The organism is Parabacteroides sp. 20_3, assembly GCF_964238835.1.
Classification (GTDB): Bacteria; Bacteroidota; Bacteroidia; order Bacteroidales; family Tannerellaceae; genus Parabacteroides; species Parabacteroides distasonis.
Map to the genome: position 1 here is coordinate 38,087 of NZ_CAXSNO010000013.1, position 26,169 is coordinate 64,255.

Consider the following 26,169-nt stretch of genomic DNA (forward strand, 5'->3'; position numbering starts at 1 on the left):
TGGGTGAAAACTAATTCTTTGTTTTCACCCAAAGTCCAAGTTAATACCCCGGATTTTGTGTCAAGTTCGGATTCAAGGAACGGACTTTATCGGGAATGGGAAAAACGGTGGTATAGCCATTCGATTCATGGGGCAATTGAGGGCGATCCGTATAAGGGCGGGTAAACTTTCCAAAACGTACCAAATCCTGCCTCCTCCAGCCTTCCCAAGCCAATTCCAGTTGACGCTCAGCCAAAATATTTTCTAATGTCGCCTTACGAGGTAACATTCCCACACGGAAACGAACGGTATTCAACTCTTCATCCCCATTCTCTCCATTACGCACTTTCGCTTCCGATCTCATTAATAAGACATCCGCATAACGGAATAATACGATATCATTATCCGATAGCTTTCCATCTTTCGTTCCCATCTTATCGATCTCGTATTTCTTCATGCGGGCACCCGCCGTTTTCTCGGCAGGCAACCTAGACAAATCCAACCTAACTTCTAGAGGTAAATACACCAAAGGAGTCCCATTATCTAACCGAATCGTATCACCATTGAGGTCAAACATCGTATCGGCGTAATAATTCTCATAAAACCGGGTATCGACCGAGTCCGTCCCATACGCAAATACCCGAAGGGCCTCTATCGTAGCGCAAGAGCCGTTCTCTCCCCCCAATCCATATGCTTTGGCATGATTATAGTGACGGGAGCGGAAAAGATATTGCATTTGGTTCGTATATAAGTTCTTATCCATCGGAATCGTGAAAATATTCTCTCCGGACGATTCATTAAATACAGAAAAATTATCCGCATAGTTCTGAGATAAGCTATAGTTTAAGTCCGTTATTGAATCACAGTACGCCACAACCGTTTGCCAAGCGTTCAACTTCCTCTCGCCTACCCTAAAATAGATTTCCCGTCCATTCGGACGCAGACCATCCGTCCAGTCGTTATCCGTAAACACTTCTGCGTTTAAGGCCAACTTCGCCAATAAGAAATAAACAACCGGTCTCGTAATCCTTCCATAATAATCGCCGGGCGAATTACTATGCGCCGTACTCAATAACAAAAGGGATTCTTGTAATTCTTTTACAACAAAATCAAAGACCTCTTTCCGGTCACTCTGCCGCACGTCTTTCACCGGAATGGAAGAAGAAACGATAAGAGGGACACGGCCAAACATATCGACTAAATAATAATAATACATCGCACGAAAGGCACGAACCTCCGCCTCATACCGATCTAAATCGTTATAATCCGTTTTTTGCCGCAACTCGCCTAATATCTCTAAAGATTGATTGCTTAATACGATTACTTTATACAGATATTCCCAAGTAGCTTGGATAGCGTCACTATTCGTTCCCCACTTATGCAAGAAGAGACCTTGCCAGAAACCACCGTCATACCAGTCGCCGCCACGAGTCGGGAGCATGGCCTCATCAGTCGTAAAGGTATTCAAGTCGTAGACACCCCGGTACGTTCCCTGCAATCCTTGGCTATCGCTATAACCTCCGATATAATTATATAAGGAAGCAACCGTATTCAGATAGACATTCTGCGGGGTATCGTACGCATCCTCCGGATAAAGCTGATCACGAGGGTCCTCTTTCAGATAGCCATCGCACGACGATAACATCAAACCCGCAAATATATAGGATAAAATAGAAAGCTTTCTCATACGAACACCTTTTTAAAAATTAAAACTCAACCCCATCGTATAGGAACGAACCACCGGATAAGATCGCTTATCGTCTATACCTAACGTATTATTTACGATAGAGCTATTTATCATCGGAGTCAATCCCGAATAACCTGTAATTGTCGCCAAATTATTTACGGAAACCGAAAGTCGTACATTTCTTACATATTTCCTTAAATTACCCAGAGGCACGTTCCAACCCAACGTCAAATAATCAAAATTGATATAATCCCCTTTCTCCAACCAATAATCCGTAGCCGTCTGATCTTGGATATTCCGGGATGGGGCTTCTCGCAACACGTTATAATCCGGGAATATATCCATATTCATATAAGTTAGCGATGTTCCATTATAAATCTTATGCCCAAAGGCTCCGTTAATCTGTACTGATAGATCGAATTGTTTATACCGGAAACTGATATTAGAGCCTAAAAGTGTTTTCGGCATGGCTTGTCCCGCAATATAACGATCCTCACCATCCTCCAAACTCACCCCGTTTCCATTCAAGTCCTCAATCTCATACTTATAGCCACCGTTCCCATCGGAAACCAAACCTGTACATTTCGGTAAATAAAAAACACCCAAAGGCTGTCCGACCATTTGATAAACGATATGATTATACCCTCCATGGAAACCAGCCCCATTTAAATCCGAGATGCTAGTATATTCCGGGGCGGACATATATTCCCCTTTATAGTAACCGCTCAAGGAGAGCAATTTATTCCGTTGGAAAGTTACGTTTACGTTTATATTCAATTCCATATCTTTCGTACGCAAGGGCGTGACGCCAATACCCAATTCCACGCCACTATTTCGCATCGACCCCAGATTAGCCAACATTTTATTATAAGCGAAAGGCGGAACGCTTACATCGTATAAATACAACATATCATCCGTCTTGGAATTATAATAATCTACGGCGAGAATAAAACGATTGTCGAAAAACCCGGCATCGATACCGGCATTGAACGTACGTTTTACCTCCCATTTCAAGTCCGGATTCGCATTACGGATCGTACCCAAGGTAACGGTGGGCGCACCATTTACGGAAACAACCCCATTAGGCTTCATCAATCGCAAAGAATTGTAAGAATCGATCGCGTCTTGATTACCGGAAAGGCCATATCCCGAACGAATCTTTAAATTCCTTACCCACGAGATACCTTCCATAAACTCCTCTTCGGTCAACACCCAAGCGACAGAAGCCGAAGGGAAAAATCCCCATTTATTATTTGCCCCCACTTTCGAGGAGGCATCCGCACGGGCATTCACGGTAGCGATATACTTTCCATCATAAATATAATTCACACGTCCAAGGAAAGAAGCCAGATGAGGAGCCTCATAGTAAGAACCGGTCCCCTCCCATAAACGTACCGCACCTGCCTGTAAATTATCATAACCAAAACGATCGGTACTGAAATTCGTCGCAGTCGTATAAAAACCTCTCGTTATCATTTTCTGAGCTTCCGCCAATCCCAATACATTTAGCTGATGCAAACCAAAGTCTTTTTTATAGGCCAACATGAAATCTCCCAATAAAGATTCTGTTTTCCGCTCCCCCCGATAAGCCTGCCCATGCGCCCAAACCGAAGTAGGGAGGTATTGGGCGTTATCTATTACATTATAGGTATACGAACCGAAAGCCGTAAACATTAAATGCTTACTCAAGTTAAAAAACAGTTTTAAGTGCGTATTTATATGAGCATTCGAATCATCATCCTTCACCTCCAACCAAGCCAAAGGATTCGTGATCTGGCTAGCGTTAGTTATTTGATCCCACCTACCCGTCTCCATATTCTTATGATTCGGGAATGTCGGGTTGAAAGTAGCGGCGGAATAGAACATCTTCTGTACGTCATTTAAATAAGCATTTTTCAGCAAGGAACCAAATATGCCTAAATCAAAGACCAAAAGATCATTGAACGCATGCTGTGTAATATTCAACTTGGTCGTAAAATTACGTGAATTCGTATTTCGGATAACCCCTTCCCTTTCCACAAATCCCAAGGAGGCACGATAACTGGAAGTCTCCGAACCACCCCCAAAAGCGATATGATGATTCTGCACCAACCCCAACCGGGTGACCTCATCCTGAAAGTCCGTATTATTCCCTAAATCTAAAATACCGATATTACGTTCCTCCGCCAGTTTCCGGAAACCATTCGCCGATAACATATCCAAACTTTTATAAGCCGCCTCCACACCGAAACTCCCATCATAACTGATACTAAAAGCTCCCTGCCGCCCTTTCTTTGTCGTTACCTCGATAACACCGGAAGCGCCACGAGAACCATATTGAGCAGTCTCCGAGGCATCTTTCAAAATCGTGAAGTTCTCGATATCCGCCGGATAGATCGAGCTAAGCAAATTAAGATCGGCAAAAACCCCATCAATAATCACCAACGGATCATTACCTCCCGTCAAGGAAGTTGTACCCCGGACCCGGACGGCAGCCAAGGCAGCGGCGCTATTTCCTCCAACCGGGATACTAACGCCGGACACCCTTCCCCGAAGAGCGTCCAAGGGTGTAGAGATCAATCCCTCATTCATCCCCCCTTCATTCACCCGGTTTACGGAACCGGATAAAGTACTACGATTGCCCGTAGCATATCCGACAGTGATCAACTCATCTATCAAATTGGAGTCCGACAAGAGAGGCTTGATCGTATCCGGCAGAAGCGGCAGCTCCTGACCGTAGCCGTAAGAGAAAGACAAGGCCCCGCACAGAAACAAAAACAGGACTTTTCGGATATATATAAAAACTTTCATAAGTACGTTGGATTTAAGATTAATAACCCATATAAATAAAACTTCCCTCGGTTTAGTTTTGTTCGCACCCAAGATACAACATTTCCTCAAGATCTTAAAAATAAAAGCGTACCAAGTTGTCAAGAAGCCTCGACAAGGCTTTAGCGATATTTAATAATGTCCCTCAAAAATATATACGGAAATATTTCTTTATTCCGTAATAGATTGTACCTTTGCCATCGTTAAAAAACATAGCGTATTATTAAGTAATAACATACTAAAACTTATTTATTATGTCAAAAGTAACAGTTGTTGGTGCCGGAAATGTAGGCGCTACTTGCGCAAATGCTCTTGCCTTCAATGAAGTGGCAGACGAAGTTGTAATGCTAGACGTAAAGGAAGGCGTATCCGAAGGTAAAGCGATGGATATGATGCAGACCGCTCAATTGCTAGGTTTCGATACTAAGGTTGTAGGTTGCACAAACGATTATGAGAAGACAGCTAACTCTGACGTTGTAGTTATCACTTCTGGTATTCCTCGTAAACCGGGTATGACTCGCGAAGAACTGATCGGTGTTAACGCTGGTATCGTTAAGAGCGTAGCTCAAAACATCTTGAAATACTCTCCGAACGCAATCTTGGTAGTTATCTCTAACCCGATGGATACAATGACTTATTTGTCATTGAAGTCTTTAGGCTTGCCGAAGAACCGTATCATCGGTATGGGTGGTGCTTTGGATAGCTCTCGTTTCAAATATTTCTTATCTCAGGCTCTAGGCTGTAACGCTAACGAGGTTGAGGGTATGGTAATCGGTGGTCACGGTGACACTACAATGATTCCGTTGGCTCGCTTGGCTACTTACAAAGGTATCCCTGTTAGCAAATTGTTAAGCGCAGAGAAATTGCAAGAGGTTGTTGCTTCCACAATGGTTGGTGGCGCTACATTAACTAAATTGTTAGGTACTTCTGCTTGGTATGCACCGGGTGCTGCTGGAGCATTTGTTGTTGAGTCTATCATTCACAACCAAGGTAAGATGGTTCCTTGCTCTGTTTACTTGGAAGGTGAGTACGGTGAATCTGATCTTTGCATCGGTGTTCCTGTTATCCTTGGCAAGAACGGTATCGAGAAGATCGTTGAGTTGGAATTGACAGCTGAAGAGAAAGAGTTGTTCGCTAAGAGCGCTGCCGCTGTTCATAAGACTAACGAGGCTTTGAAAGAAGTGGGTGCACTTTAATTTGAATTTCTATTAAAGCGATAAAAGAGGCTGATCCTTCGGGGTTGGCCTCTTTCTTTTTATGTGGATACGGACAGTTACGACGGAACGAAGATAATATTCGTATTTTTCAATCTTTGAAGATACATACGTATCTCCATTGATTTATTTCAAAAGATCACGGTAAAGCATTTATGACAAAAGTACAGTTTTTGTTTGAATATGAAAAGCCTTCACTAGTTCAATACGAGCTTCACTAAGTTTATTCGTTTCATCCCAAACCGGTAATCACTACTTCAACTTTCCAGCCTCATTCAATACTTTCAGGAAGTTGCTCCAAGCTTTCTCTATCTTTTGCATGTTTTCGTCCCTTTCCTCTTGGTTACTTACCTCATTTTGTAGAACATCTACAACAGGATATCCATCATATAAATAATATCTCTGATAATCCCCTAATAAGACTGGGGCATTATAGATAACGGAACTTATCGAAGAGATACTGCCTACCGTGAAGTGACCGTTTCCAGCTATCCGGAATTCAACCTTCTCATTGCCTAGCACGTCTTGCTTGATAGAAATATTCTTCTCGAAAACGATTTCTTTTGTAACTGAATTAAAAGATTTGATATCATCCGGGACTTTGATCACTTGTCCGGTAGTAGCCGTATCAAAATTTTCCTCATCATTATCGCAAGCGCAATAACCGATGAGAAATACAGACATGATAAGATATAATAAAAATGACTTTTTCATATTAAACCTCCTTTATTGGATTTCATTGCGTGTTGTCTTATTAGTAAGACACTTAAAAAGAGACAAATGCTGCACGTTTACCATTATTTAACAAACATTATTAACCAAACCGTCCTTCCATTATATAAAAAAAGCCGGAGGAAATGATTTCCTTCGGCTTTTACCTATCGTTTGTTATTGGTATTTATTTGACAATACCTAATTTAGACTCACCAACGAAATCTATAATATGTTGGATCTCCTTACTCATCGGAACCTGATCCTTGATCATTAACAAGGCATCCGTAAGGCTGCTGTTTCCTTGGAAGATGATCCGGTACGCATGACTGATGTGCTTGATAACCTTTTCACTGAATCCCTCATGAGACATGATGAAAGAGTTCACGCCATAATACGTGGTAGGCTCCTTTGCCGCTACGATAAAAGGAGGGATATCCTTACGGAAACGACAGCCGGTTTGAATCATCGCCCAAGCCCCAACCCGGGATCCTTGGCTCATCAACACATTGCCTCCGAAGATCACGTAATCTTCCAAGATGCAATTTCCGGAAATCTTACTACCATAGCCGAATACACTACGATTTCCGATCCGCGTATCATGAGAAACATGTACCCCCTCATGCAAGAAATTACCATTACCGATACTAGTACGTCCTTCCGCTGTCGAGGAACGGTTAATCACCACATTCTCACGAATCACGTTGTCATCTCCGATTACGGCGATCGTATCACCTCCCTTATAAAAGAAATCCTGAGGCTCAGCAGCGATAACAGCTCCGTTAAATACACGGTTGCGATTTCCCATGCGTGTACCGCTCATCAAGCTGGCATGAGGCATGATCTCGCAATCATCCCCGATCTCCACGTTCTTATCAATGTACGCAAAAGGATGAATCGTAACGTTCTTCCCGATCTTTGCGCTTGAATCTACATATGCTAATGGACTAATCATAACTTTACTACATTTAAAGGTTATTATTCTCTACCACCACCGATGGCACTGTATAAACTGACAACCGCTTGCATACGTTGCACATTGTCGGATACTTCCGTCAACTGAGCGCTCAAGAGGCTCTGCTGTGCGGAAAGGATTTCCAAATAAGTAGATTGAGCCGACTGGAACAAGGCGCTGGTATAAGCCACCGCTTTCTCTAGCTGCTCGATCTGCGCTCTATCTTGGACAAGCTTCTTGCTCGTGGCATCATACTGATGTAAAGCATCACTCACCTCCTTACCTGCTTCCAGAATTGTCTGCTGATAATTCATTTGAGCGATCTTCTCTTCTGCCTTCGATACCTTCAAGTTAGCGACCAACTTACCATTGTTGAAGATCGGTTGGGCCAACGAAGCCAAAGCTTGAAACATAAATTGGCCCGGATTGGCGACAGAGATGCCTGAACCATTCGTCCAGCCCGCTGTCGCCGTGATATTCAATCCCGGATAAAAAGCGGCACGGGCTTTGTTCGTCGTATAATAGGCACTAGCAAGTGTCATCTCTGCGATCTTCACGTCCGGACGATTCTCTAACAATTGCAAAGGCACACCCACCATGATATCCTCCGGCATTACTTGTTCCTCCAAAGTACCCCGATCAATCTGTTGAGGGGCCTTAGCCAATAACACGGACAATGAGTTTTCCACGCTACGCACCTGGCTCTCCAACTCGATCAACGAGCCGGAAACCTGATGGTAAGCGGCACGCATTTGCGTCACGGCAGCCTCGGTAGCCATACCCGCTATCTTCATAGCCTCCATGACACGAACATTCTCTTTATAGATATCAACCGTCTTAGCGGTAATTTCCACCTGCCGATCAAGCATCAACAAGGTATAATAAGTATTCGCTATACCACCGATCAATTGAGAGCGCACGGCCTGTCTTGAATACTGGCTCTGTAAGTAGGAGGCTTTTTGGCCACGGCTCGCGTTCAAGAGCTTTCCGAATAGGTCAACCTCCCAGCTAGCGGCCAAAGGCGTTGAGTAAGCCTTTACGTATTCGCTATTTCCAATCGATGTAATCGTCCCTTGGGGAGCGAAATTAATAGAAGGCAAGAAAGACAGACGGGCGGAAGTCAACAATACTTTCGCTTCCTCTACCCGAAGAACGGCTGCCTGCATATCTACATTATTAGCTAATCCCTCCTCAATTAACGCCTGTAACTTCGGATCACGAAAAACTTCCTTCCAAGGAAGGTTTCCCATATTGGTCGTATCCGCGGAGGCTAATGTATCAGTCTCGGAAACCGGATCACGATAAATTCCCGTCGCATCGATGGAATCCGGACGCTCGTATGCCTTATAGATATGGCAACTGCTTAACAAAGCAGTCGCACATACCATATATATAATTTGTTTCTTCATTGTCATCTCTTATTTTATTTTAGCGTACTGTTCTATTTCCGTACTCATATCGCTGTTATCCAAATCTTCCCATTCGATCGGCTTGAATTTCTCCTGTAAGTACTGGAATACCACGAACAAAACCGGAACAATAAAGATCTGGAAGATCATACCGATGAACATACCGCCGATAGCCGCTGTACCCAATGTACGGTTACCGTGCGCTCCTACTCCGAACGCGAACATCATAGGCAACAATCCGACCACCATCGCCAATGAGGTCATCAAGATCGGACGCAAACGGGCGGCGGCTCCTAATACGGCAGCCCATGTGATACTCATACCCATACGACGACGTTCCAAAGCGAACTCTACGATCAAGATAGCGTTCTTCGCCAACAAACCTACCAACATGATCAAGGCGATCTGCATATAGATATTGTTAGACATGGTTCCTACGATCATCTTCAACGCCGGGATATTTCCCAAAGCGGCCCAACCTTGGACGAACAAAAAGCTACCCATCAAACCGAACGGCACGGAGAGCAATACGGACAAAGGAAGGATGTAACTCTCATACTGCGCGCTCAACAGCAAGTAAACGAATACGAAACACAACAAGAAGATCAAAGCCGTCGTGCTGCCACTCGTACTTGCCTCCTCACGTGCCATACCACCTAACTCATAGTCGAAACCTGCCGGAAGCGTTGTCTTAGCCACCTCGTCAATCGCTTTCAACGCCTGACCACTGGTATAACCATCCGCCGGGGCAACCATGACCTTGATGGCGGTATACATATTGAAACGGCTGATGATATCCGGGCCATATACCTTCTTCATCGTAATGAACTGGGAAATCGGAGCCATATCGTTACCGCTCTTTACCTTGATGTTCTTCATGGACTCCATATTCTTACGCAAATCAGGATCCGCTTGCACCATTACACGGTACATCTTACCGAAACGGTTGAAGTTAGAGGCATATAAACCACCATAATATCCCTGCAAGGTAGACAGGATATCCTTCGGACTGATACCGGCCTTCTTACATGCGGCGGCATCGATATCGATCTCGTATTGCGGGAAGTTCGGGTTAAACGTAGTTTGAGCGGACTTGATCTCCGGACGTGCCGTCAAAGCAGCCATATATTCCTTGGAGATATCAAAGAAACGATCCAAATTACCTCCGGTCTTATCCTGCATATTCAGCTCAATATCACTGGACGCTGAGTAACCGGGGATCATAGGAGGCGTAAAGAACAATACTTGAGCGTCCTTTACGATCTTTTGGGCACGCATGAACAAGCTACCATATACGATATCGGAATTTTGCATCATAGAACGCTCCTCCCAATCTTTCAGCTTGATGATGAATGAACCGTAAGAAGGTCCCTGACCACCGATGAAACTAAAACCGACAACCGCCGTACGAGACTCAACGGCCGGATCGGCAGCGATCAAGCTATCCACCTTATTCATTACCTCAAAGGTACGCTCCTGGGAAGTTCCCGGGGGTAACGTAACAGCACCCATAATCGTACCCGTGTCCTCGTTCGGCACCATGCCTGTAGGAGTAACCTGCATCAAGAACACCAATAACGCAATACATGCGGCAACAATACCGAATGAAAGCCATTTTTTCTGAATGAAGAATACGATACTTTTCTTGTATTTAGCCAACAAAGAATCATAAGCCGCATTAAACGAAGTATGGAATCGGGAAACGAAGGTCGTTTTCTTTTCCTTATGTTCCGTATCGTGTGGTTTCAGGAATATCGCACACAAGGCGGGACTCAATGTCAAGGCGTTCAAAGCGGACAAACCGATAGCGATCGCCATCGTCAGACCGAACTGGCGATAGAACGTACCGGCCGTACCTCCCATGAAACTTACGGGAATAAACACGGACATCATGACCAACGTAATGGAGACGATAGCGCCACCCAACTCACTCATGGCATCGATAGAAGCGAGTTTCGCCGACTTGTACCCTTGGTCCAACTTGGCATGGACACCCTCGACGACGACGATCGCATCATCGACCACAATAGCGATGGCAAGCACCATAGCACAAAGAGTCAACAAGTTGATACTAAATCCGATCAAGGATAACATAAAGAAGGTACCGATCAAGGCAACCGGGATAGCGATAGCCGGAATCAACGTAGAACGCAAATCCTGCAAGAACACATATACCACGATAAACACCAATACGAACGCCTCCAACAAAGTCTTGATTACTTCGTGAATAGAAGCGAACAAGAAGTCATTGGCATTCATGGAAATATTCACCTTCATTCCGGGAGGCATTGTCAACTGAGTTTCCTCCAGCAAGGTTTCAATGTTACTAATTGTTTCCGTAGCGTTGGTTCCCGGCATCTGGTAAACGATACAGGTAACGGCGTCGTGACCATTTACACGGTTGATAAAGTTGTAAGTCAAACGCCCCAACTCGATATCGGCGATATCTTTCAAACGCAAGACCTCACCATCCGGCAAAGCCTTTACAACAATCTGCTCAAACTCATTAGCCTCTTGCAAACGTCCTTTATAGCGGATCGTATATTGGAAAGACTGATTTCCTTGTTCGCCGAACGAACCCGGAGCGGCCTCTACGTTCTGTTCAGACAAGGCAACGGTTACGTCGCTCGGACTTAATTTATATTGGGCCATCACATCCGGCTTCAACCAAATACGCATGGAGTAGTCCGTACCCAACACGTTGGCATCACCGACACCCGGCACACGCTGGACTTCCGGGATCAAGTTAATCTTCGCGTAATTCTCAAGAAACTCTGAGTCATAACGATCATCTTCCGCGTATACGGAGAAAACCAACAACATTGAGTTCTGACGTTTCTGGGTCGTCACACCAATCTGCGTTACCTCGGCGGGCAACAAACCTTGTGCCATAGATACACGGTTCTGCACATTGACAGCCGCCATATCCGGGTCCGTTCCTTGCTTAAAATAAATGGAGATATCCGCGGAACCATTATTAGAGGCATTGGAACTCATATACATCATGTTCTCAACACCATTGATCTGGTCTTCCAAAGGCGCGATCACACTATTCAATACCGTTTGCGCATTGGCACCCGTATAAGTTGCCCTTACCGAAACGGTTGGAGGGGCGATATCCGGATATTGGGTAACCGGCAAGGAAATCAAGCCTAGGAAACCCAAGATGACAATCAAGATGGAAATCACCGTGGAGAGCACCGGGCGGTTTATAAATCTATCTAATTTCATATCTTTCGTTTTTACTCGACAAAAGCGAATATTTGTCTTATTCTATATACCTATTAATTAAAAGCAGTCTGCAAATTACCGTCATGCTGGTCTTTCAAGGCCTGATCGTACTTTGCCTTTTGCTGCTCACGAGTAATCGGCTGGATTTCCTGGCCGTCTTTCAAGATCTGTACGCCTTCCACGACAATCTTATCACCGGACTTCAAGCCTCCCGTCACTAAATAATTTTTGCCATCATTCAAATTGGAAACCTTGATCTCGGTATTCTTCACGGTATTATCAGGCTGCAATACAAATACGAATTTCTTATCCTGAATCTCCACGGTAGCCGATTGAGGGATCGTAATGATATCGTTCATCGTATATGGGAAGATGATATTACCAGTACCACCGCTTCGTAAGACATTTCCCTCGTTAGAGAAAATAGCACGCATGCTTACAGAACCGGTAGATTGATCGATAACACCGCTCACGGCATCAATCTTACCCTCATGATGGTACGTAGAGCCATCCGCCAATTGCAGTCTTACGGCCGGCATCTTCTCTAATTGCTCTTTCAAGGTACCACCGGCTTTCGTCAATGCCAATAGCTCCTTTTCCGTCATAGAGAAATACACATACATATCACCGATCTCAGATACGGTAGTCAGCGGTTGAGCGATCGAAGCGCTTACCAAGCTACCTACACGATACGGGAATGTACCGACAACACCGTTCGAGGGACTTGTAACCGTACAGAAAGACAAGTTCTGGTTAGCGCTAACCAATTGAGCCTCCGCCTGCGCCAAGCTCGCTTTTGCCGACATCAGCTGGTTCACGGCAATCTGATACTCGAAATCACTGATGATTTTCTGATCAAACAAAGTTTTCTTATTCTTCTCGGTCAATGTTAAAGTGCTTACGTTTGCCTTCGCCATCTCTACCGCGGCCTTAGCCTGACCTACCGCAGCAGCGTACTGCGTAGGATCAATTTGGAACAACGCCTGTCCTTTACGAACCGTAGCTCCCTCATCCACACATAATTTCACGATAAATCCAGAAACTTGAGGACGGACTTCGATATCCTGCGTACCTTTGATGGTAGCCGGATAGGATGTTGTTTGGTCGCTAGTCGTTGAATTGACCGCCATCACAGCGAACTCAGCATCCCCTAATTTCATACCACTCTGACTGTTTCCACAGGCAGTTAATAAAGACATACCAACCGCAAACAATGCGATCTGCCTTAACTGAGTAATCGTAATTTTCAGCATTCGTTTATCCATATTTGTATATAATTATATATTCAAGGCTGTTTTTCAGTTACCTTCTCTTTCTAACCCAAGTGGATATCTTTTACATCTATTCACACAATAGGGTCTTTACTCGCTGTTTCATCCTACAAATGTAGAAACTTTTTACACGATTTCTGTTTCCTACTTATCTTTTTCACCTAAATTAATAGCACTTAGAAAGAAGTACCCGTTGAAATACACCTCTTTTGGTTTCAAACGAAAATAAAATTGTTTTTTTCAACAATATATTTTACATTTGTGTCCACACACAATAAACAAATATTATATATTATGGAGCCTAAATTTATAATATCAGAAGTATTCAGTACCGCATGGAAGGGAACGAAGTCGCAGCTATGGATATTAGCCGGATTATTAATCGGATATTGTATCTTGTCTTTCACGCTGACAGCGTTCGCGATGCCCATGCAAAGTTCTATTATCGGTAAAATCATCGTAAACGTGATCAGCGCGTTATTCTCCATTATTTTCTCCTTAGGATATATGAAAAATATATTTCAGGCGTTGGATGGGGAAGAACCTCAGTTTTCCGCATATGGACAACAGACAAAGAATATCATCACCTACTTTCTAGCGAGTCTTATCACGGGATTTGTCGTATTGGCGGGTTTCTTATTTTTTATCATCCCCGGTATTTATCTGGCATTGCGCCTTCAGTTCTTCCAAGCCTTTATTATCGAGGAAAACGCCGGGATTATCGAGTCTTTGCATAAAAGCTGGGAGATAACGAAAGGACAAGTATTGCCTCTGTTCATTCTGGCGTTGGTTATGATCGGGATCCTGATATTAGGATGTATTTTGTTCGGTATCGGAATTTTCGTCGCCGTTCCTCTTATCTATATGATGTATGGCTACGTTTTCCGTAAATTGAACACTCCTCTTCAAATACTCGAATAAGCAGAGAGGACGAATACACACTACAATCTATACCATGAATAAAAATTACAGGATAAAAGATATCGCCGAATTATCCGGCGTATCAACCGGTACGGTAGACCGCATTTTACATGAGCGGGGAAAGGTATCGGAGGATGCACGGAAAAAGGTGGAGAAAGTCTTAAAAGAAATTGACTATCAACCAAATCTGATAGCCCGTTCTTTAGCGTTGAAGAAAAAATATCATTTCATCGCTTTGATCCCTTCTTTTCTTGAAGGGGAATACTGGGCGAAACTAAGCCAAGGGATAGAGAAAGCGGAACGGGAATTGTTTAGCTATAATATAGACGTCGAGCAAATCTATTTTGACCAATACGATAGCAACAGTTTCGACGAATTAATCCCGAAGATTGAGACCGCGGATTGCCAAGGGGTTATCATTGCTACATTATTCAAGCAAAGTGTCTTGACCTTGACCCAGCGGCTAGACCAGAAAGGTATTCCTTATATATTAATCGATTCTTTTATCGACCACACGAATTGTATCTCTTACTACGGAACGCATTCATATGATTCGGGGTATATAGCGGGACGCCTTTTATTCGAGCAAATCCGTGAAGAGGACGATCTAGTGATTTTCCGTTTCACCCGTAAGGGGGATTCATGTTCTACGCAAGTGCAGAAGCGAGAGGAAGGATTCCGGGATTATCTCGCCAATACCTCATTCAAGGGAAAGATTCATTTGCTGCATGTGCACGCGGATGACCGAGAAGAGAATACGAGACTACTGAATACTTTCTTCGACAAATATCCTCAAGTAAGAATCGGTATCATCTTTAATTCGAGGGCCCATTTCCTTGGAGATTATCTAAGTAGCGAACGGCCGGACTATCCTTTCAAGCTTCTTGGCTACGATGTGATAGAACCGAATGTCCGTTATCTGGAAAACGGCTTGATCACGCATTTGATCGCCCAGCGACCGGAGGTACAAGGATATCATTGTATCAAGGCACTTTTTAGGCATTTGATCCTTAAGGAGAAAATTGAGCCTGTCAATTATATGCCGATTGATATCTTGGTAAAGGAAAATATACAATACTACAATAATTATATCTGATGAACTCCTTATTTAGCGTAAAAGAGAAAGTGATTTTGTTGACCGGAGGCTATGGTATATTAGGAGCCTGCATGGCCAAGCACTTGGCGAGAGAAGGCGCGTACGTCGTAATCCTCGGACGAAACGAGCAAAAAGGATCTGCCTTGGTTGGTGAGATTAAAGCGGAAGGGGGCGAGGCCTTATTCTTGGTTTCAAACGTACTGGATAAAGCCTTGCTGGAGCAAAACAAGCAAGAGATATTGAAAGCATATGGGAAGATTGATGTTTTAGTCAATTTGGCGGGTGGTAACCAAGCCGGAGCGACGATTCCTCCCGACAAGACGATCTTTGATCTGGATATCGATGCTTTCCGGACGGTCGTGGACCTGAACTTATTCGGGACCGTACTGCCGACAATGGTCTTCGCCGAGGTCATGGTGGGGCAAGGGAAAGGAAGCATTATTAACATCTCGTCCGAATCGTCCCTACGCCCATTGACTCGTGTGGTTGGCTATGGATGCGCGAAAGCCGCTATCAACAATTTCACGCAATACATGGCCGGGGAGCTAGCGATTAAATTCGGAGAGGGCCTGCGAGTAAACGCCATGGCACCGGGATTCTTCCTTACCGAGCAGAACCGGGCATTGATGAGCAATCCGGATGGATCACCTAGTGATCGTTGCAACACGATCGTCGCGCACACGCCGTTCCGCCGCTTAGGAAAACCGGAGGAATTACTCGGTACTTTACAATGGCTGGCGAGCGACGCCTCCGCATTCGTAACCGGTACCGTGATCCCCATAGACGGAGGCTTCGACGCTTTCTCCATCTAAATAATGTGCCAATGTGCCAACCAGCCATGCATCAAACCGCATTGGCATATTGGCACATTGATAAATTTAAAAATTATTCATTATGTATCTATGTGAGCAAACTTGGCGTTGGTACGGACCGAATGATCCTGTCAGCCTTTGGGACATCCGTCAGGCGGGTGCCACCGGTATCGTAAATGCGTTGCACCATATCCCGAACGGGGAAGTTTGGACTACGGAAGAGATTCAAAAGCGGAAAGCCTTGATCGAATCCGCCGGATTACAGTGGAGTGTGGTTGAGAGTGTGCCCGTACACGAGCATATCAAGACGCAAACCGGGGATTTTCAAACCTATATAGAGAACTACAAACAAAGCATCCGTAATCTGGGAGCTTGCGATATCCGGGTAGTTACTTACAACTTCATGCCGGTATTGGACTGGACTCGTACCGATTTGGCTTATACGATGCCGGATGGTTCCAAAGCCTTGCGCTTTGAACGTGCGGCTTTTATGGCGTTCGACTTATTTATATTGAAACGACCGGCGGCGGAAGCCGAATATACGGAGGCGGACAAGGCGAAAGCCAAGGCACGCTATGACGCTATGAGCGAGGAAGACCGCCAGCTATTGGTTCGCAATATGATCGCCGGACTACCCGGCTCGGAAGAGACTTTTACGATCGAGCAGTTTAGGGAAGCGTTAGACCGTTATAAAGATATCGACGCGGAGAGACTTCGCTCGAACCTGATCTATTTCTTGCGGGAAATCGCTCCCGTAGCGGACGAGGCCGGTGTCAAGCTCGTTATCCATCCGGATGATCCCCCCTATTCCATTCTCGGGCTTCCCCGCATCTTGAGCACGGAAGATGATTTCCGGAAGTTAATAGAGGCCGTGCCGAATCCAAGCAACGGGCTTTGCCTATGCACAGGTTCTTTCGGTGTCAGAAGTGATAACGACTTGGCCGGGATCATGGAACGTTACGGGGATCGGATCGATTTCGTTCATTTCCGCAGTACGCAACGAGATTCCGAGGGTAATTTCTTCGAGGCGAACCATCTGGAGGGCGATGTGGATATGTACGGTGTCATGAAAGCCTTACTGGAATTGCAACAACGCCGCCAATGCTCCATCGCCATGCGACCGGATCATGGACATCAAATGATAGACGACCTAAAGAAGAAAACCAACCCGGGCTACTCCTGCATCGGACGTTTACGGGGTCTGGCCGAACTACGGGGATTGGAGATGGGTATCGCCTTATCCCTGTTCAAAGGACATTAAAAAGACAGCGTCTTACAGTTAGCACAGTACTGTGTACGAAGTACCGCAGTACTGTGGCTAAAGTACTACAGTACTCTGTACGAAGTATTGCGGTACTCAGTACGTAAGTACTGGAATACTTCGTACACAGTACTGCCCTATTTATAGCACAAGGCTACTTCGACCCTATGGGGGAACATCACAAACCGAACAACCGGGGAATCAATAAGCTTAAATCCGGCAAGAAGGCCACCAAGAACAAGACAATAACCATCGCCGCGAACATCGGCAGCAACGGACGGATCACCTGATCGATCTTTGTCCCCGCCACGCTACATCCGATAAACAATACCGAACCCACCGGTGGCGTACATAATCCCACACAAAGGTTCAATACCATCATGATCCCGAAATGTACCGGGTCCATCCCCAATTGCCCCGTCGCTATCGGCAGGAAGATCGGGGTAAAGATCAAGACAGCGGGCGTCATGTCCATAAAGATCCCGACAATCAATAGGATCACGTTTATAAGTATCAAGATGACCACCGGATTGTCGCTTATACTTAGCAAAGCGGCACTTACCGTCTGAGGAATATTCTCATAACTCATGATCCAAGATAAACCCGTACAGGTCGCCACCAGAAGAAGGACGATGGCCGTAGTCTTGGCCGATCGCAATAACACTTGCGGCAATTTAGCCCAAGTAAGTTCCTTATAGATAAAAGAGAGGATTAACGCATACAATACAGCGATCGCCGAAGCCTCGGTCGCCGTAAACAGTCCCGCCAAGATTCCTCCGATCACGATCACCAATAGCATCAAACTAGGGATCGCCCTGAAAAATACCCTTGTCGCCTCCGAGAACGGAACACGTACGCCAACCGGATACCCCTTTCGTGCGGCAAACATAGCGGCTACGATCATGATCGCCACTCCCGTAAGAATTCCCGGTAGATAACCAGCCATAAACAAGGCGGATACAGAGACTCCACCACTCGCCAAGGAGTAAACGATCAAGACATTACTCGGAGGTATCGTCATGCCGGTAGTGGCGGAAGAGATATTTACGGCGGCACTGAAATTCGGATCGTAACCGGCCTTTTTCATCTCCGGTGTCATAATACTCCCGATAGCAGAGGCAGCGGCGGCGGCAGAGCCACTGATCGCCCCGAATAACATATTCGCCACGACATTGACCACCGCCAGTCCTCCGGGCAACCGTCCGACCAGCACTTTAGCGAAATCGATCAAGCGCAAGGCGATACCTCCGCTATTCATGATATTCCCCGCCAATATAAAAAACGGGATCGCCAACAGAGCGAAACTGTCCAGACCCGAAGCCATACGCATCGCATAAGTCGTAAGGGCGGGAAGCGAGTCTATATTCACGAGCATCGTCAATATACCCGCCACACCGATGCTATACGCTACCGGAACCCCGACCACCAGCAGGAAAAAGAAACTTATCACTAATACGAGTATACCTATAATATCCATATCATCAGTCTTTTAAGAATTAGAGGAACGAAATAAGGTGATCGCGTTATCTATCGCATAATAAGCGGTAAGCAATCCCCCTAGCGGCAATGCCAAATACACATATCCTAAATTAATCTCTAAGGAAGCCGAAGTAACTCCCAAATGAAAACGAGTGTATACCAGCCAAGCCCCTCCTACGATCAATACAAATACAGCGAATAAAAATACGATCAAGAAGATAAACAATCGCAAGAGCTTTCTGCGGGAAGGACGCATATGTTGAAGCAATAAATCGATCGCTAGATGCTCATTTTTACCGGATACATAAGCGGCCCCCAACAATCCCACCCAGATCAATAAATATCCGGCCAATTCATCCGTCACGGAACTCGGGGAAACCAGAATATACCGGCTTAATACCTGCCATAGCACATCCACGACCAAGAAAGCCATCAAGAAAATCAACGATAGCTCCAATCCTTTATCAATTATCTTTCTCATGGGTATTCTGTATTTGATCAATTAAATCATGAAAAACCGGATCATTCTTAAACCGCTCGATCATCGGGGCGGCGGCATCCATAAACGGCTGCTTATCCGGGTAAATAATCTCTACGCCATGCGCTTCCATCTCCTCTAGCGATTGCTTCTCTTGCTCCGCCCAAAGTTTCCGTTGATAAATAGCGGCGGCGTCAGCGGCCTGTCGCAGCCAATTACGTTCTTGTTCCGTCAGCTTCTGCCAAGTAGCCAAGCTAATGATGATCACGTCCGGACACATCGTGTGCTCATTGACTGAATAGTATTTTACCACCTCATGATGGAACGCTGTTGTCACGGAAGGCGTATTATTCTCGGCCCCATCCACGACATTACTTTGTAAGGCCGTATACAATTCACCCCAATCCACGGGAGTAGCCGAACCACCGAATGTCTTCATCATCTCCACGGCTATCGGGCTCTTTTGCACACGGATCTTCAGTCCTTTCAGATCCTCGGGAGTACGAATCTGCTTGTTTACCGTATAAAAGCTACGGGCCCCCGAGTCAAAATAAGCGAGTCCCCTAAACCAATAAGGTTCCGTTGATCCCAATATCTGTTTACCTACCGAACCATCCAACACCTCGAAAAACTGCTCACGGGAACGGAATAGATAAGGTATGCCAAATACCTTAAACGGATCGGCAAATCCTTCCAACGCGGCGGAGGAAACTTTCGTGATATCGAGACTTCCTATTTGAAGCAACTCTATACATTGATTTTCGGACCCCAATTGAGCGGAAGAATAAATATCCATGCTCATCTTTCCTCCGGACAACTCTTTCAGACGCTCGTTCATATAGAGCAATCCTAAATGGACGGAATGGCTGGGGGGCAATCCGTGCGCCAGTTTCAGCACCCTTACTTCCTTTACCCCTTCCTTACAGGAGAAGGAGAAAGATACGCACATCAGGAATAGCAGGGCGGTCTTTAGAACTTTCATATTAGAAATGTTAACAATTCGTTGTTTATCGACAAATATAAAGGAAATAATCGAATTGTGCACGTACACAGAAGAAAAAAGTGGCCGCTTTCTTCCTGCCTATATTCACATACGGAACAAGAAGAGCACGGCCTTGATTTAACCTATTTCTCTAATGTTATGATGAAACATCGAGACGGTCAAATGTAGAAACAATCAAAGTGACCGGTCTTATATCGACCGTGATCTTATTTCACGAAAGCGTGAAACTTATTCACGCCTTTTCTCTAACAGCCATTTACGGATCTCCTCTATATCTTCCTTGTCCGCTTCTATAGTGATTGAATATCGCCGGGGTTCGTCCACTAAATACACCTCCCGCAAGAAATCATAGGCTAAGACTTCCGATATACGCAGTAACAAATCAACATCAATACTGCTTCGCTTAAATATCTTATAAATATTGGTACGTTCATAATGCAACGCATGGGCAAAATCGGAAACCGAAAGTCCCCGCTCTTCCATTTTCTCTTTTATTAACGAACCGATATGTATCTCCTTTTGTTCTTTCATATACAAAAGCCGTTTTTAAGGTAATCTTATCTCATAAATAAACCCACATCTGAGAAAAGGTGTGTTACACTTTACCTTAAACCCGTCAAACTGCGGCACGACCAAATGCCTTGTACACAACAGAAATAAGGCAAAGGAACACACCAAATACAGGTGTATTCGCATTGTCTATTTCTCTGTGTACTTTAAATTGGTCGTTTTCAGTTTAGAGAAATACCAGCAAATACAATATCGTCATCCTCTCTGACCAAAGAGACAAACTAGTCCCCTCAATCATCGTATAATATCTCCATTTTACCTTTACAAAGGTAGGCAAATTCAACTATCAGAAAAAACACAAAGAATAAAAAGAAGTATAAACATATCGGAAATATAGGTCATTGAAAGAGGCTTTTTTATACTTTTGTGGTAAAACAATATCTAATGGCATCTAAAATACACAATGGAATACTCATTCTTACGCTAATTTTATTTGCGTCTTGCCGTACGCAAAAGCCTGCTCCACGCCCGGCCCCTCCCGAAACTGTGGATTTCCCTACGGCAAATATTCCTCTTCCCGTCGTGGATTTCAATTTCATGTTGCCGGAAGCTCCGGAGCTAGCGGTTTGTCATTCTCCTAGAAAAGATATCACGGAAGCCTTTACGCCCCGTGATAAAAGCCAGATAGCGATCAAGGACCCCAAGCTATTCGATGAGAATAACACGGAAATTATTGATTTATCCTTGATCCCCGCCGGGGAATACGCATTTCCCCTTCCTAATGGAAACGTGATCTCTCCTTACGGGGGAAGGAGAAGACATCATTCCGGAGTAGATATCAAAACTTGTGCCAACGATACGATCGTGTCTGCTTTCGATGGTATTGTCAGGATGGCGAAACCATTCGCCGCCTATGGCAACGTTATCGTTGTTCGCCATTATAATGGACTGGAAACGATCTATAGCCACAACTCCAAGAACTTGGTTAAACCCGGAGATCGTGTTCTCGCCGGACAACCGATCGCCTTAACCGGACGTACTGGCAGGGCTACTACCGAGCATTTACATTTTGAGACTCGTATAAACGGAGTTCATTTCAATCCGAATATCGTCTTCAACATGGCTAAAAGGAAATTACGTTCAAAATGTCTGGTTTGTACCCAGAAAGGTAATAACGTAATCGTCAAATCGGTTGATATATTACCCCATCAAAAGGCTGGTCCATACGTACCGCCACCTCCTTATAAAGGGGTTTACAATGAATGAAAAAAGGCCTTACGGACAATCCGTAAGACCTTTTTTCATTCCGTGGAGATGGAGAGATTCGAACTCTCGTCCAAACGAGGAATTAATTTGCTTTCTACATGTTTATCTTCGCCTTCATTGTCGGGGAAGAGCAAGACCGAAGCCACCCACTCATCCCTTATCCTCTAAAGTTTCGCCTGAGACCCGAGGCTTATCTCAAACTATCTCCGATATTGCTGCACCACCTGATCGGAACGCTTCGGAGCCACAGCATCCGGGTGATGTCACGTCCCCGCAACTTTTGCAGGGATTAAGCTTGAATCTACTATACTTCGATTAAGCAGCGAGAGCGTAATTATTTTCGCCAGTTAATTGTTCGTTGTCTGAGATTTAAGTGCAAGCCAACCACGCACTACATGCTTACAAACCACTTCTACCCGCTGTCAAAACCGGTCATCCCCATGGTTTTGTAATATTTCTTTTGGCAAAGATACATATAATTTCGAATTTAGCAAAGACCCATAACTGATTCCTTCCGATTAGGATTATTTTAATGTAAACGAAGCTGTTTTCACCTCTTTACTATTTCCACCGATCATTACCTGAAACTCACCCGGCTCAGCGACATAATCTAAGGTTGAATCGTAGAATTTCAACATATCCACATCAATATCAAAGGTTACTTTCTTGCTTTCTCCCGCTTTTAACGCAACTCGCTTGAATCCTTTCAATTCTTGGACCGGAGGGGTTATGCTGCGTACGATATCACGTAAATAAAGCTGTACGATTTCCTCTCCATCCTGAGCCCCGGTATTGGTAACAATCACGGATACTTGAATTTTTCCATTTGCATCCATTGAATTCATATTCAAAGATACATCGCCATACGTATAAGTCGTATAGCTCAAGCCGTAACCAAATGGATAAAGAGGCTCATTCAACACATCTATATAATTGGAGACATAACGAGTGTACCAAGCATCGGGAGACATAGGGCGTCCTGTCATCTTATGATTATAATAGATCGGACATTGGCCTGTTACACGAGGAAAAGACATGGTTAACTTCCCTGTCGGAGAAACCTTTCCGGTCAAGACATCGGCAATAGCCGCTCCTGCTTCCGTACCACCGAACCATACGTTCAAGATCGCATTCACCTGCTTTTCCTCGGATTGTAATGCCAAAGGTCTTCCGGTAAAAAGTACCATTACGATCGGCTTTCCTGTCTTCTGGATAGCATCCAGTAATTTTTTCTGTGTTTGCGGCATTTCAAGGATGGCTCTACTAGCGCCTTCTCCACTCATATCTATCGATTCACCCAAAGCAGCGATAATCACATCAGCGCCTTCCACCACTTTTAGGGCCTCGGCGATTAATTGTTCATCGCTTCTATCATCCCGGGTTGAACGATTTTGATCCGTAAAGTTCGCTTCATAAACGGGATCATCGACTAGATTGCTGCCTTTTGCAAAAACAACCTCTACTCCATTTCCCAAAGATTCCTGTAAATCCTCTACCAATCCATGATAAGATTTAGTCTGCTCATCATATTTCCACGATCCAGCCATATTCGCCTTGCTATCCGCTAAAGGACCGACTACAGCGACCTTACGACATCCTTTAAGTGGAAGCAGATTATTATCATTTTTAAGTAACACGAAAGACTCCGCCGCAATACGACGGGCCGCAGATACATTATTTACCGACAAGAACTCTTTGGCGGCTCTTTTCGGATTACAATATTTATATGGATCATGGAACAATCCCAATTGATATTTTGCGATTAGTATTCTCCGGCAAGCAGAGTCAATCTCAGCCTCTGTTATTTTCCCTTCTTCCAATGATTTCTTTAATACGGCATGATAACAGTCCGCTATCATATCCATATCGACACCCGCCTTTAGCGCCTTGACTCCGACTTCCTGACGATTACCTATTCCATGGTTTACCATCTCCGCTATTGCCGTAAAATCAGACACGACAAAGCCGTTAAATCCCCATTGTTTACGCAATACGTCATTAAGAAGCCAAGTATTTCCGGTCGCGGGGATACTTTCAAATTCGTTGAATGAAGTCATGATACTTCCTACTCCTGCTTCTACAGCAGCTTGATAAGGACGCATGTAATAATTCATGGCAGTCACACGGCTCATATCTACCGTATTATAATCCCGGCCAGCCTCGGCCGCTCCATAAAGCGCATAATGCTTTACACATGCCATAAGAGTCGTATCAGCCGATAAATCATTGCCTTGATAACCACGCACCCATGCTTGAGCCATTATACCTCCAAGAAACGGATCCTCGCCCGCTCCTTCCTTTACTCGTCCCCACCGGGCATCATGAGATATATCGACCATCGGGCTATATGTCCAACAGATACCATCAGCACCAACTTCCTTTGCGGAAATTCGAGCGACCTCTTCTATATTTTCCGGTTTCCAACTACACGAAAGACCTAGAGGAATGGGAAAAACGGTTTTATAACCATTACAAATATCAGCGCCAACAATTATAGGAATCCCCAATCGACTTTCTTTAACTGCGACTTCTTGTAACTGCCGGATCGCATCGACACCGAATATATTAAATATACCACCAACCTCTCCTCGTACAATACGACTGGCTATCTCACTCTTTTTAGGATTTGGCATTACGTTTCCATAACTAGGAAGATTCAATTGGCCGATTTTCTCATCAACGGTCATTCGACTCATCAGACCATTTATAAATTCATCCGCACTTTTCTGTTCAATCTCAGCTCTTGTGATTCTCTCACTTTTTTCTCTCGCTATCGAACAAACAGGCACTATACATGCCATTGAAATAAATAAAACTGAACTTTTAAGGAATTTCATAACTTAGCTTTTTTACTTCAAAAAAAGCCCGAATAACAGAAAACAGCAATAAACTCACTACTTCAAAGATACGATATGCTATAGAACACGCTTTCCCGGACTACGCTTTTACTACGTTTACCATCAATAATAAACTAGTAATAAATAAATTGCGCAATCGATTTAAGAATCTACTCCGCAAGTCTCCAGAAAAGATATCTGGAGTTCTATTCGATCAGACCGATCTCACGAAACCAATCTTCAGCCCGATCCGGCCATTCATTTACAGACGCTCCCGTATCTCGTAACCCATATCCATGGCCACCTTGACTATATAAATGCATCCATGCCGGAACACCAGCTTCCTTTAAGGCATAATAATAGAAAATACTACTGTTGATATAAGATTTATCATCTTCCGCTTGAATTAACATGGTTGGAGGTGTGGCAGATGAAACCTTTAACTCTGGTGCCAATTGGAAATTCTCTCCATCTAAATAAGCAGGATAAACCAATAAACAATAGTCCGGACGACAACTTACTTTATCCGTAGCATCAATAGCCGGATAAGTACGTTTCAAAAAATTATTGCTAACCATGGCAGCTAAATGGCCACCAGACGAGAATCCCATCACACCGATTCGCTTTGGATCTATATTCAAGTTCTCAGCGTTCGCTCGAACATAACCAATCGCACGCTGTACATCTTGCAAAGGAGCTTCGTGTTTTTCCAGTCCTTCCCGTCTTGGAACCCGGTATTTAAGTAAGACCGCAGTTATTCCAAGATTATTAAGCCATTCACAGACTTCATCACCTTCCAAATCATAAGCTAAAATATTGTAACCACCACCGGGACAGACAATCATAGCGGCACCCGAGGCCACTTCATCCGGAGCATGATATATAGTAATCGTTGGCTCACTCACATTCGTAATACGCAAAACACTCTCACCACCGGTTTTTCCACCATCCGTATCAGCTTTCTCTATTAATTTAATAGTTTCTCCCGGCGCCCCTTTTGGGAATAATAAAATCGGATTTTCTTGTGCCATAGACGTATTGATTAAACAAACCCCAATCAATAAAGGGAATATCCACTTCTTAACCATACAACACATTATTAAGTTATAGGGAGCGAATATATACATCTTATTTTATTTATCCAATCAGAATCGAATAAATAAAAACAGAAAAAGGAGTCACCCCTTACGGACTGACTCCTCTCCATCGGCTGTCGCCTTGCCTCAAGACGGCGGCTACCT

At 44.4% G+C, this 26,169-nt stretch carries 19 protein-coding genes and 1 other RNA gene; 6 read left to right on the top strand and 14 right to left on the bottom strand.

What is annotated here, in order from left to right:
- Positions 1 to 40: 40 nt before the first annotated feature.
- The gene (locus ACESPU_RS20665; RefSeq protein ID WP_373133634.1) at positions 41 to 1,666 is read right to left on the bottom strand and encodes a RagB/SusD family nutrient uptake outer membrane protein; all 1,626 of its coding nucleotides are present in this window, start codon (positions 1,664 to 1,666) and stop codon (positions 41 to 43) included.
- 12 nt (positions 1,667 to 1,678) lie between these two features.
- Positions 1,679 to 4,456: a SusC/RagA family TonB-linked outer membrane protein gene (locus ACESPU_RS20670; RefSeq protein ID WP_373133635.1), complete on the bottom strand. Its 2,778-nt coding sequence runs from the start codon at positions 4,454 to 4,456 to the stop codon at positions 1,679 to 1,681.
- A 272-nt stretch (positions 4,457 to 4,728) separates the two neighbouring features.
- Between ACESPU_RS20670 and mdh the strand changes: the two genes are divergently transcribed.
- On the top strand, positions 4,729 to 5,670 hold the full coding sequence (gene mdh, locus ACESPU_RS20675; protein ID WP_158532504.1) for a malate dehydrogenase: 942 nt from the start codon (positions 4,729 to 4,731) through the stop codon (positions 5,668 to 5,670).
- 270 nt (positions 5,671 to 5,940) lie between these two features.
- On the opposite strand, the gene ACESPU_RS20680 is transcribed toward mdh, so the two are convergent.
- The 5 genes from ACESPU_RS20680 to ACESPU_RS20700 form a co-directional block, all read right to left on the bottom strand.
- Positions 5,941 to 6,402 carry a hypothetical protein gene (locus ACESPU_RS20680; protein WP_022193087.1) on the bottom strand — a complete coding sequence of 154 codons (462 nt, stop codon included), beginning with the start codon at positions 6,400 to 6,402 and terminating at the stop codon, positions 5,941 to 5,943.
- A 184-nt stretch (positions 6,403 to 6,586) separates the two neighbouring features.
- Positions 6,587 to 7,354, bottom strand: a complete 768-nt coding sequence (gene lpxA, locus ACESPU_RS20685; protein WP_022193086.1) for an acyl-ACP--UDP-N-acetylglucosamine O-acyltransferase — start codon at positions 7,352 to 7,354, stop codon at positions 6,587 to 6,589.
- Positions 7,355 to 7,377: 23 nt separating this feature from the next.
- Complete coding sequence (locus ACESPU_RS20690; protein ID WP_005865140.1) at positions 7,378 to 8,769, bottom strand: TolC family protein; 1,392 nt, start codon at positions 8,767 to 8,769, stop codon at positions 7,378 to 7,380.
- Positions 8,770 to 8,772: 3 nt separating this feature from the next.
- The gene (locus ACESPU_RS20695) at positions 8,773 to 11,994 is read right to left on the bottom strand and encodes an efflux RND transporter permease subunit (protein ID WP_048927712.1); all 3,222 of its coding nucleotides are present in this window, start codon (positions 11,992 to 11,994) and stop codon (positions 8,773 to 8,775) included.
- 53 nt (positions 11,995 to 12,047) lie between these two features.
- On the bottom strand, positions 12,048 to 13,259 hold the full coding sequence (locus tag ACESPU_RS20700) for an efflux RND transporter periplasmic adaptor subunit (RefSeq protein WP_373133636.1): 1,212 nt from the start codon (positions 13,257 to 13,259) through the stop codon (positions 12,048 to 12,050).
- A 300-nt stretch (positions 13,260 to 13,559) separates the two neighbouring features.
- Between ACESPU_RS20700 and ACESPU_RS20705 the strand changes: the two genes are divergently transcribed.
- The 4 genes from ACESPU_RS20705 (at position 13,560) to uxuA (ending at position 17,355) form a co-directional block, all read left to right on the top strand.
- Positions 13,560 to 14,186, top strand: coding sequence for a hypothetical protein (locus tag ACESPU_RS20705; protein ID WP_008780866.1), 627 nt, complete (start codon positions 13,560 to 13,562; stop codon positions 14,184 to 14,186).
- Positions 14,187 to 14,220: 34 nt separating this feature from the next.
- Entirely contained in the window at positions 14,221 to 15,282 is a 1,062-nt protein-coding gene (locus ACESPU_RS20710) for a LacI family DNA-binding transcriptional regulator (RefSeq protein WP_121772991.1), read from the top strand.
- Positions 15,282 to 16,094 (top strand): SDR family oxidoreductase, encoded by an 813-nt coding sequence (locus ACESPU_RS20715; RefSeq protein WP_005865131.1) that lies wholly within the window; start codon positions 15,282 to 15,284, stop codon positions 16,092 to 16,094. The genes ACESPU_RS20710 and ACESPU_RS20715 overlap by 1 nt, the downstream gene beginning before the upstream one ends.
- 82 nt (positions 16,095 to 16,176) lie before the next feature.
- Positions 16,177 to 17,355 (top strand): mannonate dehydratase, encoded by a 1,179-nt coding sequence (gene uxuA / locus ACESPU_RS20720; protein WP_158532506.1) that lies wholly within the window; start codon positions 16,177 to 16,179, stop codon positions 17,353 to 17,355.
- Between the two features lie 178 nt (positions 17,356 to 17,533).
- On the opposite strand, the gene ACESPU_RS20725 is transcribed toward uxuA, so the two are convergent.
- The 4 genes from ACESPU_RS20725 to ACESPU_RS20740 all read right to left on the bottom strand — a co-directional run bounded on the left by ACESPU_RS20725 (position 17,534) and on the right by ACESPU_RS20740 (position 20,846).
- Positions 17,534 to 18,832, bottom strand: coding sequence for a TRAP transporter large permease (locus ACESPU_RS20725; RefSeq protein WP_008780864.1), 1,299 nt, complete (start codon positions 18,830 to 18,832; stop codon positions 17,534 to 17,536).
- A 12-nt stretch (positions 18,833 to 18,844) separates the two neighbouring features.
- Complete coding sequence (locus ACESPU_RS20730) at positions 18,845 to 19,315, bottom strand: TRAP transporter small permease (RefSeq protein WP_048927709.1); 471 nt, start codon at positions 19,313 to 19,315, stop codon at positions 18,845 to 18,847.
- Positions 19,299 to 20,294, bottom strand: coding sequence for a TRAP transporter substrate-binding protein (locus tag ACESPU_RS20735; RefSeq protein ID WP_005855377.1), 996 nt, complete (start codon positions 20,292 to 20,294; stop codon positions 19,299 to 19,301). Before ACESPU_RS20735 ends, ACESPU_RS20730 begins: the two co-directional genes overlap by 17 nt.
- A 249-nt stretch (positions 20,295 to 20,543) precedes the next feature.
- Entirely contained in the window at positions 20,544 to 20,846 is a 303-nt protein-coding gene (locus ACESPU_RS20740) for a helix-turn-helix domain-containing protein (RefSeq protein ID WP_195205774.1), read from the bottom strand.
- A 423-nt stretch (positions 20,847 to 21,269) separates the two neighbouring features.
- Between ACESPU_RS20740 and ACESPU_RS20745 the strand changes: the two genes are divergently transcribed.
- Positions 21,270 to 22,091 carry a M23 family metallopeptidase gene (locus ACESPU_RS20745; protein WP_122144903.1) on the top strand — a complete coding sequence of 274 codons (822 nt, stop codon included), beginning with the start codon at positions 21,270 to 21,272 and terminating at the stop codon, positions 22,089 to 22,091.
- A gap of 40 nt (positions 22,092 to 22,131) precedes the next feature.
- Here ACESPU_RS20745 and ssrA read toward each other — a convergent pair.
- The 3 genes from ssrA to ACESPU_RS20760 all read right to left on the bottom strand — a co-directional run bounded on the left by ssrA (position 22,132) and on the right by ACESPU_RS20760 (position 26,016).
- Positions 22,132 to 22,531: a transfer-messenger RNA gene (gene ssrA, locus ACESPU_RS20750) on the bottom strand.
- An 84-nt stretch (positions 22,532 to 22,615) separates the two neighbouring features.
- Positions 22,616 to 24,928, bottom strand: a complete 2,313-nt coding sequence (gene bglX, locus ACESPU_RS20755) for a beta-glucosidase BglX (RefSeq protein WP_270216414.1) — start codon at positions 24,926 to 24,928, stop codon at positions 22,616 to 22,618.
- A 206-nt stretch (positions 24,929 to 25,134) separates the two neighbouring features.
- A complete protein-coding gene (locus tag ACESPU_RS20760) occupies positions 25,135 to 26,016 on the bottom strand; it encodes an alpha/beta hydrolase (protein WP_373133637.1) in 882 nt (293 codons plus the stop codon).
- Positions 26,017 to 26,169: the final 153 nt, after the last annotated feature.